The sequence below is a fragment of the Rhodococcus sp. KB6 genome, from assembly GCF_001445685.1.
In the GTDB taxonomy this organism is placed as follows: Bacteria; Actinomycetota; Actinomycetes; order Mycobacteriales; family Mycobacteriaceae; genus Rhodococcus_F; species Rhodococcus_F qingshengii.
Genome location: NZ_LNAK01000134.1, coordinates 1 through 16,535, shown reverse-complemented (window position 1 = coordinate 16,535; position 16,535 = coordinate 1). Strand labels below are relative to the sequence as shown.

Genomic DNA, 16,535 nt, shown 5'->3' with positions numbered 1-16,535 from the left:
ATACCAATTAATCGGCGGCACTTTCCGTGTCCTTCGCCCCAGCTGATTCCTGCACCCCAGCCGTTTCCTGCACTGCAGCCATCTCACGCTCGGCGGCACCGGTGATGTTGGTGATCATCCCCTGGAAGACGACTCCGTGGAAAGGCAGGATCGCATACCAGTACGCCCGACCCGCGAGCCCGCGAGGGAAGAAGACCGCGCGTTGATCGAGGTGGGAACCCACCGGCCGTCCGTCGGCACCGGCTGGGCCTTCTGATACTCGCAACTCCAACCATGCTCCGCCCGGGACCTTCATCTCGGCGCGCAATCGGAGCAACTTGCCTCGATCGATTTCTTCGACCCTCCAAAAGTCCAGGGCTTCGCCCGTGTTGAGCCGGCGTGGATCCCGCCTGCCCCGGCGCAGTCCGACACCACCGACCGCGCGGTCCATCCACCCCCGAATGGCCCACGCCAAAGGGAATGAATACCAACCGTTCTCGCCGCCGATCGACTCGACCACCGACCAGAGGGTTTTCGGATCCGCCGCGCAGTCACGTTCGCGATGATCGACGTAGACCGCTTCGCCGGCCCAATCCGGGTCGGATGGAAGAGGATCGGATGGAGCGCCCGCGATCGTTGCACCGGACCACGCCGTCTCCACCTCACCGGTGTCGATCTTTCGAAGTGCCAGTCGCACCGCTTCTCGATACGGCGTGAGGCCCTCGGCGGGAGGCGGGATGAAGCCGTCGATGTCGTGATTGTGCATCACCGCGTCGTTCTGCAGGGATTCGATCAGGGGCATCGCCAAACCTCGTGGGATCGGCGTGACCAATCCCACCCAGTGACCTGCCAGACGCGGGGTGAGGACGGGCAGGACGAGGATGCGTCGGCGTACCAATCCAGCGACGTCGGCGTAGGTGTTCATCATTTCGCCGTACTGCATGACATCCGGCCCACCGATGTCGAAGGCGCGGTTGACCTCCGGCGTCGTCGCCGCGGCTGCAATCAAATAGTGGAGTACGTCACGCACCGCGATCGGCTGAATGTTGTTGTGCACCCACTTGGGTGTGGTCATCACCGGAAGCCGATTGGTCAAGTGGCGCACCATTTCGAAGGACGCCGAACCCGATCCGATCACCACTCCAGCTTGGAACACAACCGTCGGAACCTCGGAGTCGAGCAGGATCCGACCGACTTCGAGCCGGGACTGCAAGTGAGTCGACAACTCTCGGTCGGAGGGATGAAGCCCGCCCAGGTAGACGATCCGTCGCACCCCCGCATCGCGGGCAGCGGCGGCGACGTTCTCCGCGCTTCGCTTGTCGATATCCGAGAACGACCCTCCCCCACCCATGGCGTGAACGAGGTAGTAGACCACGTCGATATCATCGAAAACACCTGAGAGGGTGGCACTGTCGGTCAGATCCCCGCGCTTGATCTCCACGGAATCGTGCCAGGGAACATCGCGTAGTTTCTCCGGGCTGCGCACCACCACTCGAACTCGATGACCCTCTTCGACCAGGCGAGGGGCAAGACGTCCGCCGATGTATCCGGTCGCACCCGTGATCAACACTCTCACTGCGTCCATCACCCCACGCTACGCACAATTCAACTGCGAAGCGCGAGTGCAACCCCGAGGTCGTCGTTGGTCAACATCATGTTGATCCCCGCTCCGGCCTTCGCCCCGGCGGCTGCGGCCATGATGACCTGGGCACCCGGGTCCACGACATTGCCCGCGGCGAACACGCCGGGCACGCTTGTGGCCCCCATCATGTCGACTGTGACGAAATCGCCCATCATCGTCTCGGCGCGCTGCGCACCGAATGCGCGCAAGATCGCATCGTTGGGGTCCATCGTGAGGGCGCCACCGACAAAGACCGCCGAACGCGCGACCACACTGCCGTCGGCCAACCGCACGCCCACCAACCGATCATCCTCGACGACAGGACCAGTGACCTCACCCTCGACGATCGAAATACCGCGAGCCGCAAGCTTTTCCCGATCTTCGGAACTCAGTTCGGTGATGCGATGAAGGAAGAGAACCACGTCATCGGACCACTGGCGAACCATGAGCGCCTGGTGCATCGCAAATTCCGCGCTCTTGGCGATCACGCCGAGCGGCTGATCACGCACGCCATACCCGTGGCAGTACGGGCAGTGCAACACATCGCGTCCCCAACGCTCGCCGAAGACTTCGAGTTCTAGCGGTAGGCGGTCCGTCAGACCCGTCGAAACAAGCACCTTGCGCACCTGAATCTTGATGCCGTCAGCCAGTTCTACCGAGAATTTCTCGCCGTCCCGTGTCACGGAGACAACGGTGCCGTCGTGGAACTCGCCGCCGAATTTGCGGACCTCACCTCGGCCGATGGTCAACAATTCTGCCGGGTTCATGCCGTCACGGGAGAGGAATCCGTTCATGTGGTCGGCGGCCGCGTTCCGTGGCGATCCGTTGTCGAAGACGATCACGGACCTGCGTGCCTGACCGAGAATGAGTGCGGCGTTGAGGCCTGCCGCACCGGCTCCGATTACTGCTACGTCGAATGAGTTCTGCGTCATGAATCCAGAATGACAAGAGAACGCAGTCTTGACAAACACTGTTGCCACTTTGGCAAAATGAGTGCATGACCGAAACATCGTTCGAAGCCGTACTAGCCGGCATCGGCCCTCGCCTACGTGCGTTGCGCCAGCAGTCCGAGATGACCCTGGCCGACCTGTCGGAGACCACCGACATCAGCGTCAGCACACTGTCGAGACTCGAATCCGGTACTCGCCGAGCCAACTTGGAGTTGCTGCTGCCGATTGCCAAGGCACACGGCGTCCCGTTGGACGACCTGGTGAACAGCAAGATCAAGGACCCCCGCGTTCGAGAAGAACCTCGAACGGTCGGATGTATGACGGTCATTCCGCTGACCAGTCAACCCGGCAATCTGCAGGCCTACAAGATGATCATCTCGCCCACCGACGACGATCGCGAACCGGGATCCCACGAGGGCTACGAGTGGGTCTACGTTCTGTCCGGGCGCATCCGACTCCAACTCGGCGATCGGGATTTCATCATGGGCGCAGGCGAGGCCGCCGAGTTCGACACGCACATCCCGCACCGCATCAGTGCTGCCGGCGGCCGGCCGGCCGAGGCGATCAGCCTCTTCGGAAAACAAGGCGAGCGGGTTCACCTACGCGCAGCGCCGGCCGACAGACGCGGCTGAAACGCTAGGACTGAAAACGCTGGAACTCGAAAAAATCTAGGCGCCCGCGACGGCAATCATGCCGACTGCCGCCAGCGCCAACAGCATTCCCGCTTGTTGCACGCGGCTTACCCGCTCGCCCAGCATCACCATGGCGAGCAGAACCGTCGCAGCCGGATACAGCGAACCGATCACGCTGACCAGTGAGAGCATTCCGCCTTGGAAGGCGTAGATCATCGTCCCGTTCGCGACGACGTCGAGGACGCTGACGTACACCGCGAGCTTGAGTGGCTCGCCTCGTGGGAGAACGAAGTGACCGGCCGCCAGCGCGACCAACCACACCACGACGGTCGCGGCGCCTCGAGATACGGCCAACGCCCACAGCCCGCTGCCCTCGCCGATCTGGTGAAGTGCGATGAACGAGAGCGCAAATGCGCCACCGCTTCCGACGGTCAGAAGAGCCACTTGTCTGGTGAAGCGGAGGGTGATTCCGCCGGCAACCTCACCCGCGGTGTCGTCAGGCGACTCGCGGCTGACCAGGACGACGGCGACCAGCGCGACGGCAATACCCAGGTACGCGATCAACCCCGGCCGCTCACCGAAAGCGAAGCCGACGAGCACCGGAATGCCCGCCACCAGAACAGCTGTCAGCGGCGAGACCACCGACATGGGGCCGGTTGCCAGCGCGAGATAGAACCACCAGACCGCCAGACCACTCGTGACGCCCGCGATCGCGCCCCAGATCAAACCGTTCAGCGTCAGCGTCCCGGATACGAAAGGTGCTGCGATCAGAACGATGACGAGCGAGAGCGGATACGAGACGATCACCACACGCAGTGCGGCAACTCGTCGTGACGCAACTCCCCCGACGAAGTCGCTGACTCCGTAGGCAACTGCCGCCACGAGGGCAAGCAGGATGGAGGTCAGCGCATGCCCTTGATACGACGACCGAGCTCGCGGGTCACCTCGCGCTCGGCGGTGCGCTTGGCCATGTCCTGGCGCTTGTCGTAGTCCTGCTTACCCTTTGCCAGTGCGAGTTCGACCTTGACCTTGCCGTCGTTGAAGTACATCGACAGCGGGACCAGCGTCTGGTTTCCCTCGCGGGTCTTGCCGACGAGGTGCTCGATCTCACGCTTGTGCAGCAGGAGCTTTCGGGTACGACGTGGCGAATGGTTGTTCCACGTGCCTTGCGTGTACTCCGGAATGTGCAACGAGCGCAACCACACTTCGCCGTTGTCCACCGTGGCGAACGCGTCGACGAGCGACGCCTTGCCTTCACGCAGACTCTTGACCTCGGTCCCGACGAGAGCGATGCCGGCCTCGTAGGTGTCGATGATCGTGTAGTTGTGGCGTGCTTTGCGATTGGTCGCAATGACCTTGCGGCCCTTTTCCTTCACTGTCCGGGCCTCTCAGTCCGCTGTCTTGCTGTCGAATGGTTCTTGCTGTTCCAGCATAGAAGCTCGTGCAAACCGATTATTCGCGGACGTACAGACGCAGCGTCACGTACGCCGTCACCGCGGCCATTCCGACACCGGCAAGTACGAGGATCGGCGAGACGAACAGCACGTCACTGTTGGAGATCCGCGCCACGATGTTTGCTTCGTAGACGTCGGACAGGACCCCGTCGATGAAGACGTTCTTCGCCGTGAACAGTCCGGCGATGGCGAGCACCGCACCGATCAAGGCCGCCACGACGGCTTCGAGGAGGAACGGAAGCTGGGTGTACCAACGCGTCGCGCCGACCAACCGCATGATGTTGACCTCGGTGCGACGCGTGAACGCGGCGATCTGGACCATGTTGGCGATCAGCAGGATGGCCGCTATCGCCTGGACGATCGCGATCGCGAACGCTGCGTTGCGCACGCCACCGAGGACGCTGAACAGTCGGTCCACCAACTCGCGCTGATTGAGCACACTCTCGACGCCGGGCCTCGAACCGAAGGTGTCGTTGATGACGCCGAACCGCTCCGGGTCACTGAGCTTGACCTTGAACGACGCCGGGAAGCTGTCCGGGCTCACCAGGGCTGCCAGTTCGGGCTGGTCCTTGAAGACGCGCTCGGTGGCGTCCTTCACGGCGTCTTCGCGGTTGAGGTACTGAACCGCGACGACGGACGGAGTCTGCTCGAGTTCCTTGCGCAACGAACTGCAGATCTCCTGCTCGCAACCGGGATCGGCCGAAGAGATGTCGTCGGTCAGGAAGATCTGCACCTCGACGCGTTCGAGGAAGATCTGCTGGGTCTTGCCTGCCATCTGCACGACCAGCAGACCGCCGCCGAAGAGTCCGAGGGAGATCGCCGTCGTCAAGATCATGGCGATGGTCATCGTGATGTTGCGGCGTAGGCCGGTCAGGACTTCGCTGAAAATAAAGCTGGCGCGCATCGGGGAATCCGATTCCTTTTCGAGAGGCCGGTTGTTTCACGACAACCGGTGGGCGTACGGGACGTGTGGTCGTAGTCGGCGCTACCTGCCGACGCCGTACACACCCCGCGCTTCGTCTCTGGTCACCTTGCCGAGATCGAGTTCGATGACGCGTCGACGCATGGAGTCGACGATGTGGTGATCGTGGGTCGCCATCACGACGGTGGTGCCGGTGCGGTTGATCCGCTCGAGCAGCAGCATGATGTCCTGGCTCGTTTCGGGGTCCAGGTTGCCGGTGGGCTCGTCGGCGAGCAGCACGAGAGGGCGGTTCACGAATGCGCGGGCGATGGCGACGCGCTGCTGCTCACCGCCGGAAAGTTCGGTGGGCAGTCGATCGGCTTTGCCGGCCAGACCGACCATGTCGAGAACCTCGGGCACAGTGCGCGCGATGACGTTGCGGGGCTTGCCGATGACTTCCAACGCAAAGGCCACGTTCTCGGAGACCGTCTTCTGCTGAAGCAAGCGGAAGTCCTGGAACACACAGCCCATGCTCTGGCGAAGCTTCGGCACGCGGCGGGCCGCCAACTTGTTGACGTGGAAATCCGCGACCTCGATGTCGCCGGACGTAGGCGACTCCATCTTGAGCAGCAACCGCATGAACGTCGATTTGCCGGAGCCGGAGGGGCCGATGAGGAAGACGAACTCCCCCTTCTCCACCTCCACACTGACCTTGTCGAGCGCCGGCCTGGTGGAGGCCTTGTAGGACTTCGACACATTCTTCATGCTGATCACAACTAGCCAGTCTAGCCGTTATCTAACGGTGACCTTGGCGCCACGCGCGAGCACCCTCGTCCTTATCCGGTACCGGTGGTCGCGGGTGACTGCGGCACAGACGTCGGTGCCTGCATCGCCGCGCCAGGTTGGGGAACGGTCGTCGTCGCCGGAGTGGTCGGCACCGTGGTCGCGGACTGTTCGGCGTTGCCCGGCGCAGGCGCGGGACCCGAAGTCGGAGTCGGAGAACCTGAGCTGCCCGTGCTCGATTCCGGAGACTGGGTCTCGGACGTAGTCGTCGGCTCGGTCGAGGACGGCACGGGGGTCGTCGTCGACGGTTTGACCGAGGGCGCGACGTAAGGCTCGGTCTGCGACGTGTCCACGCTGGGCGGTGGTGTCACTGCGGTCGGGTCCTCAGGATTGAGATACGTATGCAACAGATACGTCAATATCCACGCCACGATGAGAATGAAGGTAGAGGTTCGCATCCGCCCGCCGAAAATCCGGGACGGGAGCCAGTCCAGGTGAAACAGTCGGTCGAGTCCGCGGCGCGGTTCCTGATCGGTCATTCGCTCGCCTCCTCGGTCCGTACGGTGTGCAGATCCGGTGACACCGTGATCCCCTGACGTCGCAGTGCTGCGGCGACGCGGACGCGAAGAGCGCGTCCGACCTGGAACTGTTTGCCAGGGAGTGTGCGCGCGACCATCCGCACGTTGACCTGATCGACCTCCAGGCTTTCGACGCCCATGACCGTGGGCTCGTCGAGCAGCAGTTTCTTGAGTCCGCGGTCGGCCATCGCGTCGACTCCGACCTGGCGAAGCACCTCGTTGACCCGGGTGAGATCGGCGGTCGCCGGAACCGGAACGTCGATGACGGCGCGTGCCCAATCCTTGGACAGGTTGGTCGCTTTCACGATCTGCCCGTTGGGAACGGTGATGACCTCGCCGTCGGAGTTCCGCATTCGCGTCACGCGCAGGGTCACGTCCTCGATGACACCCTCGGCGTCGTCGGAGGAGCCGGTGATCGCAAGTCGCACGGTGTCACCGAAGCCGTACTGACGTTCGGTGATGATGAAGAAACCGGCAAGAATGTCCTGCACGACGCGCTGTGCACCGAAACCGAGCGCGGCACCGAGAACGGTCGCCGGCGCGACGAGACTTCCGATCGGCAGGTTCAGTTGGTCGAGAACCTTCAGCGTCGCGATCACGTAGATGAACGTGATGACCACCCAGGTGATGACCTGCGCGACCGAGTGACGATGCTTGGTCGCCTCGGAACGAACCAGCGCATCGCCCAACTGATAGTTGGAGTCGATCTGGTCGGTGACCTTGTTGCCTCCCCAACTGACCAACCGGGCGAGAATCATCGCCCCGAGCACGGTCATGAGGACGGACAAACCGGTGGTTTGAAGCCAATCGAGCAGGTTCTGCCCAGGTCGAAGTAAAGTCATCGTGCCTTTCGGTATCCGAACGCTATGCGGACTGGTTCTCGCTCATGCGCCAGCGGATGCCGGCCTCGAGGAACCCGTCGATGTCGCCGTCGAGCACTGCCGACGGGTTGTTGACCTCGTACTCGGTACGCAGGTCCTTGACCATCTGGTACGGATGCAGAACATAGGAGCGCATCTGGTTGCCCCACGAGCTGCCGCTGTCGCCCTTGAGCGCATCCATCTCGGCGCGCTCTTCCTGACGCTTGACCGCGAGCAGCTTCGCCTGCAGGACGCGCATCGCCGATACCTTGTTCTGGAGCTGCGACTTCTCGTTCTGACAGGTGACGACGATTCCCGTCGGGATGTGCGTGAGTCGAACGGCGGAGTCCGTCGTGTTGACCGACTGGCCGCCGGGACCGGACGAGCGGTAGACGTCGACGCGGATGTCGTTCTCGTTGATCTCGATGTGGTCGGTCGTCTCGACGACCGGCAGTACCTCGACCTCGGCGAACGACGTCTGACGACGCCCCTGGTTGTCGAAGGGGCTGATGCGAACGAGCCGGTGGGTGCCCATCTCGACGGACAACGTGCCGTACGTGTACGGGCCTTTGATCGCGAACGTCGCGCTCTTGAGTCCGGCTTCTTCGGCGTACGACGTGTCGTAGACCTCGACGCCGTAGTCGTGCTTCTCCGCCCAGCGGATGTACATACGCATGAGCATCTCGGCCCAGTCTGCAGCGTCGATACCGCCTGCACCGGAGCGGATGTTGATGAGCGCATCGCGCTCGTCGTACTCGCCCGAGAGCATGGTCTTGACTTCCATCGCCGCGATGTCTTCACGCAGGCTGGCGCGCTCGGCGTCGGCATCGGCCAGCGCGTCGGGGCCTTCGTCTTCGGCCAATTCGTAGAGGATCGGCATCTCGTCGAGCCGCTCGCGCAGTGCCACGATGCGCCGCAGTTCGGCCTGCGCGTGGGAGAGCTGGCTGGTGACCTGCTGGGCGTGTTCCTGGTCGTTCCACAGACCCGGGTCGGCTGCCTGGTGCTCGAGCTCGTCGATGCGTCGGCGCAGCTCCTCGACGTCCACAACCGATTCGCAGGTGCGAAGGGTGGTGTCGAGGGCGTTCAGGTCTGCAATTACGTCGGGATGCACGGTTCTCAAGGCTACCGGGTGCCGACCTCGGCCCTGCCGCCCGTCACGTATTGGGATCACCGGGACTGGAAGCCTTGCCAACCTCGCTCCGAGGGAACCTACTGGAACGATGACTGTCACCGACGAATACCTGCAGAACAACGCCGCCTACGCCGAGCAGTTCACCGTACCGCTCCCCCTCCCACCCAGCAAACACGTCGCCGTACTCGCCTGCATGGACGCCCGCATCGACGTCTATCGGGTGCTGGGAATCAAGGAAGGCGAATCGCACGTCATCCGCAATGCGGGTGGAGTCGTCACCGACGACGAGATCCGATCCCTGGCCATCAGCCAGCGTCTGCTGGGAACTACCGAGATCATCCTCATCCACCACACCGACTGCGGAATGCTGACGTTCACCGACGACGACTTCAAGCGATCCATCCAGGACGAGATCGGCATCAAACCAAATTGGGCTGCCGAATCGTTTCCCGACATCGACGAGGACGTCCGTCAGTCGTTGAAGCGCATCGAGAACAGTCCGTTCGTCACCGCGACGACCTCCCTACGCGGATTCGTCTTCGACGTCGCAACCGGAAAGCTGAACGAGGTCCTCCCCGATTGAGCCGGTAGGTTGTGTACCCGTGACCGATCGCGCATCCGACCTCGCACTCGCCCTCCGTATCGCCGACGAGGCTGACGCGATCACTCGCGCCCGCTTCGGCGCCCTCGACCTTCGAGTGGACGACAAGCCGGACCTCACCCCCGTCTCCGACGCCGATCTGGCTGTCGAGCGAGCAGTGCGCGCGACGCTCGGTGAGCATCGTCCTACGGATTCCGTACTCGGCGAGGAATTCGGCGGCGACGCAGTCTTCGAGGGCAGACAGTGGGTGGTCGACCCCATCGACGGGACCAAGAACTTCGTCCGCAACGTACCGGTGTGGGCCACGCTGATCAGCTTGCTCGAGGACGGCGTCCCGGTCATCGGCGTCGTGAGCGCACCTGCACTGAATCGGCGATGGTGGGCTGCAACAGGTTTGGGTGCACATACTTCCTTCGGGGACAGTGATGCGCGGGCGATCCAGGTATCCGCCGTCGATCGCAGCGAGTCAGCGAGCCTGAGCTTCTCGAGCCTCTCGGGGTGGAAGGACCGCGGAATTCGCGATCAGTTCGTCGAACTCACCGACGACGTCTGGCGCGTGCGCGGTTACGGGGACTTCTTCTCCTACTGCCTCGTGGCCGAAGGCGCCGTCGACATTGCTGCCGAACCCGAGGTGTCGCTGTGGGATCTGGCAGCGCTCGACGTATTGGTCCGTGAGGCCGGCGGCGCGTTCACCGATCTGGACGGCGGCGCAGGTCCGCACGGCGGCAGCGCGGTCGCCACCAACGGACTGCTGCACGAAGACGTTCTGGCCCGCCTGCGGTAACACCCGAGTACCAGAACATCCCACCCGCCGCAAGGGTCCGAGGGAGGAGTTCCGACAGGCCCGTCGGCAGGATTCGGCACGACATCTCGGCCCGTTGACTGGAAGTAGTTGATCACGCACTACTTCCAGGAGAACGATGAACCGGATTTCCAGGCGCACGATTCTGTTCGGTCTGGCCGCAGCGCCCCTCGGGCTCGCGGTGGGCTGCGGCGCCGACCCGGCAGCGAAGAGCGCCACGTTGGCGGTGGCCGGAACTTCGCGTCCGCTACCGATTCCGCCGCTTGCCGAATCCACCGTCGACGACGCAGGTGTTCGCCACTTCACACTTCGTGCCGGTGCCGGGACCACCGAGATCGTCGCGGGAAAACTCACCGACACTTGGGGTTTCAACGGATCCATTCTGGGGCCGACCGTCCGCGCCGAACGCGGAGAATCTGTCGCATTCACGATCGACAACACACTGGCAGAGCCCACGACCGTCCATTGGCACGGCATGCATCTGCCCGCCCGATACGACGGCGGCCCGCACCAGACCATCGAAGCCGGCGGACGCTGGGAACCGGCGTGGACGATCGGCCAGTCGGCGTCGACGCTCTGGTATCACCCACACCCGCACGGATCCACCGAACGGCACGTGCAGCGCGGTCTCGCCGGACTGTTCCTGATCGACGACGCCGACACGCGGGCGTTGGACATCCCCAAAACCTATGGTGTCGAGGATGTTCCGCTGATCATCCAGGATCGTCGATTCCTCGCCGACGGCAGCTTCGACGAATCGGATCCGACCGACATAGGCCTGCTCGGCGACACGATCGTCACCAACGGCATCTCCGACGCCTACCTCGACGTCACCACCGGGGTCGTCCGGTTACGCATTCTGAACGGCTCTTCCGGCCGTCTCTACAACCTGGGGTTCCCCGACGACCGCACGTTCGATCTGATTGCCACCGACGGCGGACTGCTCGAATCACCTATTGCGATCAAGCGGATTCAGCTCAGCCCCGGCGAACGAGCCGAGATCGTGGTTCGCGTCGACCCCGGTGCGACGACCACACTGGTGTCGTTCCCGATCGAGGACGGCGGTGGCGTGAGTTCCTCCGACGCCGAGAACTTCGGCATGAACGACCGCTTCGACATCCTCGAACTGCGGGGCGTTGCCAGCCGCGCGTCACGGTCGACTCTCCCGGCGCAGTTGGCCGTACTGCCGAGTCTGGATCCGTCGAAGGCAAGCGTTTCCCGAACCTTCGATCTGCAGTGGTACATGATCAACGGGCAACGAATGGACATGAACCGCATCGACTTCGAGGCCGAGGTCGGCGCGACCGAGGTGTGGACGATCACCAACAAGGACAACTGGCCACACAATTTCCATGTCCACGACGTACAGTTCCAGATCCTCGACGTCGACGGTCGCACTCCTCCGCCTCACTTACGAGGACTCAAGGACACTGTTTACACACCACCGGGCAGTAGGATTCGCGTCGCGCTGCAGTGGTCCGAGTACACCGATCCCACCTTCCCGTACATGTTCCACTGCCACCTGCTGATGCACGAGGACCAAGGGATGATGGGCCAATTCCTCGTCCTCGAACCGGGGCAGAAGGCGGCTCCGATGCAGATGGACATGCCGATGGACATGCCGATGCCTTCGTCTGGTTCGCACTCCGGTCACTGAAAGTTCTGCAAGTGGTACACGGCGAGGCGAACCCGATTGTCGCAACCGGTCTTCGACATCAGGTTCGCCACGTGCGTCTTCACCGTGGTGACACCGAGATGCAGCGTGTCCGCGATCTCCTGATTGCTCTTCCCTTCTGCCACCAGCGCGAGGACCTGCGATTCGCGATCGGTCAACGGAACCTTCTCCGTCACAGCAGTGTCTGCGATACCACCGATCACCGCTCGATCCACAACGCGGCGGAGAAGTTCCGGAGTGAACACCATCTCGCCCTCGGCGATCCGCCGAATGGCACCGAGCAACTCGGCGGGTTCGGTGTCCTTGACGAAGAATCCCGAAGCCCCCGCGGCGAGTGCGGGATACAGATGATCGTCGTCGTCGAAGGTGGTCAGCACGAGGATGCGCGCTCGACGACCGGCCTTGACGATCTGCTGCGTGGCGCCGATCCCGTCCAGCCCGGGCATTCTCAAGTCCATCAGAATCACGTCGGGATCCAATTCTGCAGCGAGCGCTACCGCCTCGACGCCGTTCGACGCCTCACCGGCCACGGTCATGTCCTCGGCTGCCGCGCACAGCATCCGCAAACCGGCGCGCACAAGTCGCTGGTCGTCGACGATCAGCACGCTGATCACGAGACATCGCCCGAGACAACGAGTGGAATACTCACGTGCACTTCCCATTTCCCGTCACTGTTGGTGCCCGCGGTCATCTCGCCGCCGACCAACTCCGCACGCTCCTGCATTCCCACCAGGCCATGACCTGCACTCCGAGGCGATCCCTCGACGTCGTTGACAACCCTGACATGCACCCGGTTGTCTTCGCGACCGACCGAGACCGATACCAGCCCCTTCTTGTCGCCATGCTTCATGACGTTGGTCAGTGATTCCTGAATCACCCGCAACAACGTCAGCCTCCCGATCGCGTCGAGATCGGCTGCGCCTGACTCGACATTCTCCTGGGCATCGAAGACTGCCTGCACCTCGAAACCCGCCGCACGCACACGATCTATCGCCGCCTCGATTTCCGCCTCGACGGCATCCGGCTCGACCAGAGCGACCTCACCGAGCGAAGGATCACGAAGTGCGACCAGGAGGCGACGGATATCGGCCAGCGCATCGGACGCAGTCCCACGCACATCCGCGAGGACCTCACGCACGGCCTCGTCCTGGGGCGCCAAGACATGTTGAGCCACGCCGATTCTCAGGACGATCGATGCCATGTGGTGCGCAACCAGGTCGTGCAGTTCGCGGGCGAGCGCACTGCGCTCCGCAGCGCGGGTCTGCGCAAGATTGTTCGCGGCCAATTCACGCTGCGAGCGTAGATACAGCCCGAGCAGCAGTGGCAACCCCACGTACGCAAGCACTTTCACAGCCGTCGTGACAGACCAGAACGCTTCGTGAGATTCGAACCAGATACCCGCGAGCACCGAACCGCACCATCCTGCTGCCGATACGGCAACCATTTCTCTACGCTCGGCCCGCATCGTGACGTCGACGACGGCGACCGCCCCGAGATACGGAACAAGCTCGGACAGCCCCCAGGCGTCGGCGACGAACATCGGAACGGCGAGCGCCGAGATGACCAGGGACGCGAAGACCGGCCATCGACGGCCGACGGCGAAGGCGAGCGCCGACAGCATCGACAGAATCCAGTAGGTGAGGGGAACTCGATACTCCCCCGGATACGTGCTGGCGATCAACAGGCACGGGACCACCACCAACGGCGTGTAGCGCACGTACCGCTGTATCCGATCTGGCACCTCTGTCCGGTTCACCCCTCGAGCCTATGACGCGCATCATTTCGCGGTTTCTCGACAACAGACCTTACTGATGAGTAAGATAAGGATCGTCCAACGCCCCAACACCGAGAAACAGCTGGTGATCATGACCAAGCAAGACAGTGTTGCCCCCGACAAGAGCGCTCAGCGCAGCGAATCGGGCGCGCAGCGCGGCGGCGCCAAGGGTGCGCCCCGCGACACGTCCGCCGTCGGCCTGAACCCGATCAAACGCGACGCCATGGGCGCAGCCATGCGTGTGCTTACCAAGATCACCGGTTCGGAACTGGCCGAGAAGTTCAATCTGCGTCAGACCATCGATCGCGTGACCTACGAGGGCACCAAGACGGGCTTCAAAACCCTGGGTGCCGCCACTCGAGGATTCCAGAAGGTCTCGGGCAACGGCGCACCCAAGCGCCTGCCCGACAACCCGAGCAAGAACGCCGACTACTTCGATCTGACCCCCGACGACGACCAGAAGATGATCGTCGAGACCGTGCGCGAGTTCGCGGCCGAGATCCTGCGTCCCGCAGCGCACGACGCCGACGGCGCAGCGCAGGCACCCGCCGATCTCTCCAAGCGCGCAGCCGAGCTCGGCATCACGCTGATCAACGTTCCCGAAGAACTCGACGGAGCAGCTGCCGACCGCGGCGCAGTCACCAATTCGCTTGTTGCCGAGGCACTTGCGCACGGAGACATGGGACTTGCACTTCCGATCCTCGCACCCAGCGGCGTTGCAGTCGCACTGACGCAGTGGGGCACCGACGCGCAGCAGAAGACCTACCTTCCGGCCTTCACCGGCGAGCAGGTCCCCGGCGCAGCAGTGGTGGTCAACGAACCACGCGCACTGTTCGATCCGTTCGCCCTGCAGACCAAGGCAGTTCGCTCCCCCAGCGGCTACAAGCTCAACGGCGTCAAGAGCTTGGTGCCCGCCGCGGCTACGTCCGAGCTCTTCGTCATCGCCGCAGAACTCGACGGCAAGCCGTCCTTCTTCATCGTCGAATCCGACACCAAGGGACTCGTCGTCGAAGCAGATCCCAGCATGGGACTGCGCGCCGCCGGCCTGGGTCGCCTGATCCTCACCGATGTCGCTGTGTCGGAGTCCGCACTGCTCGGCGACGGTGACGCCGAGCAGCGCAAGGCCGAATACGCCGACGCGATTCGCCTGGCTCGCCTCGGTTGGGCGTCCATGGCCGTCGGAACCAGCCAGGCAGTTCTCGACTACGTGATTCCGTACGTCAACGAGCGCGAAGCGTTCGGCGAGCCGATCAGCCACCGCCAGGCGGTTGCCTTCATGGTCGCCAACATCGGCATCGAACTCGACGGACTGCGCCTGGTCACGCTTCGGGGCGCTTCACGCGCCGAGCAGGGCTTGTCTTTCGCTCGCGAATCCGCTCTGGCCCGGAAGCTGGCTTCCGAGAAGGGCATGCAGATCGGCCTCGACGGTGTGCAACTCCTCGGTGGACACGGGTTCACCAAGGAACACCCGGTCGAGCGCTGGTACCGCGACCTCCGTGCCATCGGCGTTGCCGAGGGCATCGTCCTCATCTGACGCCGCTGAACTTCCAGGAGAACCACGATGATCAACCTCGAACTTCCCAAGAAGCTCAAAGCATCAGCGAACCAGGCACATCAGGTCGCGGCGCAGATCTTCCGACCCATTTCACGTAAGTACGATCTCGCTGAGCACGAGTATCCCGTCGAGCTCGACACCATGGCCGCCATGGTCGAAGGCCTCTCCGATTCCGGTGGAGACATCGGCGGTGCCAGCGGCGGACGGTCCGACGCGAGCGCCAAGGGCGGCAACGCCAACGGCGGCAACATGTCTGCGCTCCTCAACTCGCTCGAAACGTCTTGGGGCGACGTCGGACTCATGCTCTCGATCCCCTACCAGGGGCTCGGCAACGCCGCGATCGCCGCAGTGTCAACCGACGAACAGCTCGAACGTTTCGGCAAAGTGTGGGCCTCGATGGCCATCACCGAACCGAGCTTCGGTTCCGACTCCGCCGCCGTGACCACCACCGCCGTTCTCGACGGCGACGAGTGGGTTCTCAACGGCGAGAAGATCTTCGTCACCGCCGGTGAGCGTTCGACGCACATCGTCGTGTGGGCGTCGGTCGACAAGTCGAAGGGCCGAGCGGCCATCAAGTCGTTCGTCGTTCCGCGTGACGCACCGGGCCTGAGCGTTGCTCGCCTCGAGCACAAGCTGGGCATCAAGGCCTCCGACACCGCAGTACTCCTGCTCCAGGATTGCCGCATTCCCGCGGACAACATCCTCGGCAGCCCGGAGGTCAACGTGGAGCAGGGCTTTGCCGGCGTCATGCAGACGTTCGACAACACCCGGCCCCTCGTTGCAGCCATGGCCGTCGGCGTCGGACGCGCAGCTCTCGAAGAACTGCGCGGCATCCTGACCGAAGCCGGTGTCGAGATCTCCTACGACACACCGGTCTACAACCAGCATGCAGCTGCAGCCGAGTTCATCCGTTTGGAAGCCGACTGGGAGGCCGCGTACCTGCTGTCTCTGCGCGCGGCGTGGATGGCCGACAACAAGAAGCCGAACTCGCTCGAAGCGTCCATGTCCAAGGCGAAGGCCGGCCGCACCGGCACCGACGTGACGCTCAAGGCAGTCGAGTTGGCCGGCACTTACGGCTACTCGCAGCGCCCGTTGCTCGAGAAGTGGGGCCGCGACTCGAAGATTCTCGACATCTTCGAGGGCACCCAGCAGATCCAGCAGCTGATCGTCGCACGCCGCCTGCTCGGAAAGTCGTCCGCCGAACTGAAATAGCAGTTCAGACGCTAGAAATGATTGTG

Annotated in this window: 17 protein-coding genes; 6 read left to right on the top strand and 11 right to left on the bottom strand. The window is 63.3% G+C overall.

Annotated elements, in window-relative coordinates:
- Positions 1 to 7: 7 nt before the first annotated feature.
- Together ASU23_RS20015 and ASU23_RS20010 are read right to left on the bottom strand one after the other, a co-directional pair.
- Positions 8 to 1,564, bottom strand: a complete 1,557-nt coding sequence (locus ASU23_RS20015; RefSeq protein WP_058038581.1) for an SDR family oxidoreductase — start codon at positions 1,562 to 1,564, stop codon at positions 8 to 10.
- Between the two features lie 20 nt (positions 1,565 to 1,584).
- Complete coding sequence (locus tag ASU23_RS20010) at positions 1,585 to 2,532, bottom strand: NAD(P)/FAD-dependent oxidoreductase (RefSeq protein WP_058038834.1); 948 nt, start codon at positions 2,530 to 2,532, stop codon at positions 1,585 to 1,587.
- A 65-nt stretch (positions 2,533 to 2,597) separates the two neighbouring features.
- Here ASU23_RS20010 and ASU23_RS20005 point away from each other — a divergent pair, with 65 nt between their 5' ends.
- Positions 2,598 to 3,182, top strand: a complete 585-nt coding sequence (locus ASU23_RS20005) for a helix-turn-helix domain-containing protein (protein WP_058038580.1) — start codon at positions 2,598 to 2,600, stop codon at positions 3,180 to 3,182.
- Positions 3,183 to 3,218: 36 nt separating this feature from the next.
- Here ASU23_RS20005 and ASU23_RS20000 read toward each other — a convergent pair whose 3' ends face one another.
- From ASU23_RS20000 to prfB, 7 genes are all read right to left on the bottom strand, one after another.
- Positions 3,219 to 4,076, bottom strand: a complete 858-nt coding sequence (locus tag ASU23_RS20000) for a DMT family transporter (protein WP_075832889.1) — start codon at positions 4,074 to 4,076, stop codon at positions 3,219 to 3,221.
- Positions 4,077 to 4,084: 8 nt separating this feature from the next.
- Positions 4,085 to 4,558: an SsrA-binding protein SmpB gene (smpB, locus tag ASU23_RS19995; protein ID WP_003942330.1), complete on the bottom strand. Its 474-nt coding sequence runs from the start codon at positions 4,556 to 4,558 to the stop codon at positions 4,085 to 4,087.
- A 76-nt stretch (positions 4,559 to 4,634) separates the two neighbouring features.
- A complete protein-coding gene (gene ftsX / locus ASU23_RS19990; RefSeq protein ID WP_003942367.1) occupies positions 4,635 to 5,540 on the bottom strand; it encodes a permease-like cell division protein FtsX in 906 nt (301 codons plus the stop codon).
- Positions 5,541 to 5,621: 81 nt separating this feature from the next.
- Positions 5,622 to 6,311 (bottom strand): cell division ATP-binding protein FtsE, encoded by a 690-nt coding sequence (gene ftsE / locus ASU23_RS19985; protein WP_003942294.1) that lies wholly within the window; start codon positions 6,309 to 6,311, stop codon positions 5,622 to 5,624.
- A 62-nt stretch (positions 6,312 to 6,373) separates the two neighbouring features.
- A complete protein-coding gene (locus ASU23_RS34525; RefSeq protein ID WP_007731286.1) occupies positions 6,374 to 6,859 on the bottom strand; it encodes a hypothetical protein in 486 nt (161 codons plus the stop codon).
- Positions 6,856 to 7,740: a mechanosensitive ion channel family protein gene (locus tag ASU23_RS19975; RefSeq protein WP_003942304.1), complete on the bottom strand. Its 885-nt coding sequence runs from the start codon at positions 7,738 to 7,740 to the stop codon at positions 6,856 to 6,858. The genes ASU23_RS34525 and ASU23_RS19975 overlap by 4 nt, the downstream gene beginning before the upstream one ends.
- Before the next feature lie 22 nt (positions 7,741 to 7,762).
- A complete protein-coding gene (prfB, locus tag ASU23_RS19970; RefSeq protein WP_058038579.1) occupies positions 7,763 to 8,869 on the bottom strand; it encodes a peptide chain release factor 2 in 1,107 nt (368 codons plus the stop codon).
- Positions 8,870 to 8,978: 109 nt separating this feature from the next.
- On the opposite strand from prfB, the gene ASU23_RS19965 reads away from it, so the two are divergent.
- The 3 genes from ASU23_RS19965 to ASU23_RS19955 all read left to right on the top strand — a co-directional run bounded on the left by ASU23_RS19965 (position 8,979) and on the right by ASU23_RS19955 (position 11,950).
- A complete protein-coding gene (locus ASU23_RS19965; protein WP_058038578.1) occupies positions 8,979 to 9,473 on the top strand; it encodes a carbonic anhydrase in 495 nt (164 codons plus the stop codon).
- Positions 9,474 to 9,492: 19 nt separating this feature from the next.
- Positions 9,493 to 10,275: a histidinol-phosphatase gene (gene hisN, locus ASU23_RS19960; RefSeq protein WP_054187613.1), complete on the top strand. Its 783-nt coding sequence runs from the start codon at positions 9,493 to 9,495 to the stop codon at positions 10,273 to 10,275.
- 136 nt (positions 10,276 to 10,411) lie between these two features.
- Entirely contained in the window at positions 10,412 to 11,950 is a 1,539-nt protein-coding gene (locus ASU23_RS19955) for a multicopper oxidase family protein (protein ID WP_058038577.1), read from the top strand.
- Here the strand turns inward: ASU23_RS19955 and ASU23_RS19950 are convergent.
- Positions 11,944 to 12,582: a response regulator transcription factor gene (locus ASU23_RS19950; RefSeq protein WP_042450085.1), complete on the bottom strand. Its 639-nt coding sequence runs from the start codon at positions 12,580 to 12,582 to the stop codon at positions 11,944 to 11,946. The two genes, ASU23_RS19955 and ASU23_RS19950, sit on opposite strands and share 7 nt — an antisense overlap.
- Complete coding sequence (locus ASU23_RS19945; RefSeq protein WP_047271658.1) at positions 12,579 to 13,724, bottom strand: sensor histidine kinase; 1,146 nt, start codon at positions 13,722 to 13,724, stop codon at positions 12,579 to 12,581. The genes ASU23_RS19950 and ASU23_RS19945 overlap by 4 nt, the downstream gene beginning before the upstream one ends.
- A 103-nt stretch (positions 13,725 to 13,827) precedes the next feature.
- Here ASU23_RS19945 and ASU23_RS19940 point away from each other — a divergent pair, with 103 nt between their 5' ends.
- Together ASU23_RS19940 and ASU23_RS19935 are read left to right on the top strand one after the other, a co-directional pair.
- On the top strand, positions 13,828 to 15,276 hold the full coding sequence (locus tag ASU23_RS19940) for an acyl-CoA dehydrogenase family protein (protein WP_003942317.1): 1,449 nt from the start codon (positions 13,828 to 13,830) through the stop codon (positions 15,274 to 15,276).
- Positions 15,277 to 15,303: 27 nt separating this feature from the next.
- On the top strand, positions 15,304 to 16,509 hold the full coding sequence (locus tag ASU23_RS19935) for an acyl-CoA dehydrogenase family protein (protein WP_003942363.1): 1,206 nt from the start codon (positions 15,304 to 15,306) through the stop codon (positions 16,507 to 16,509).
- Positions 16,510 to 16,535: the final 26 nt, after the last annotated feature.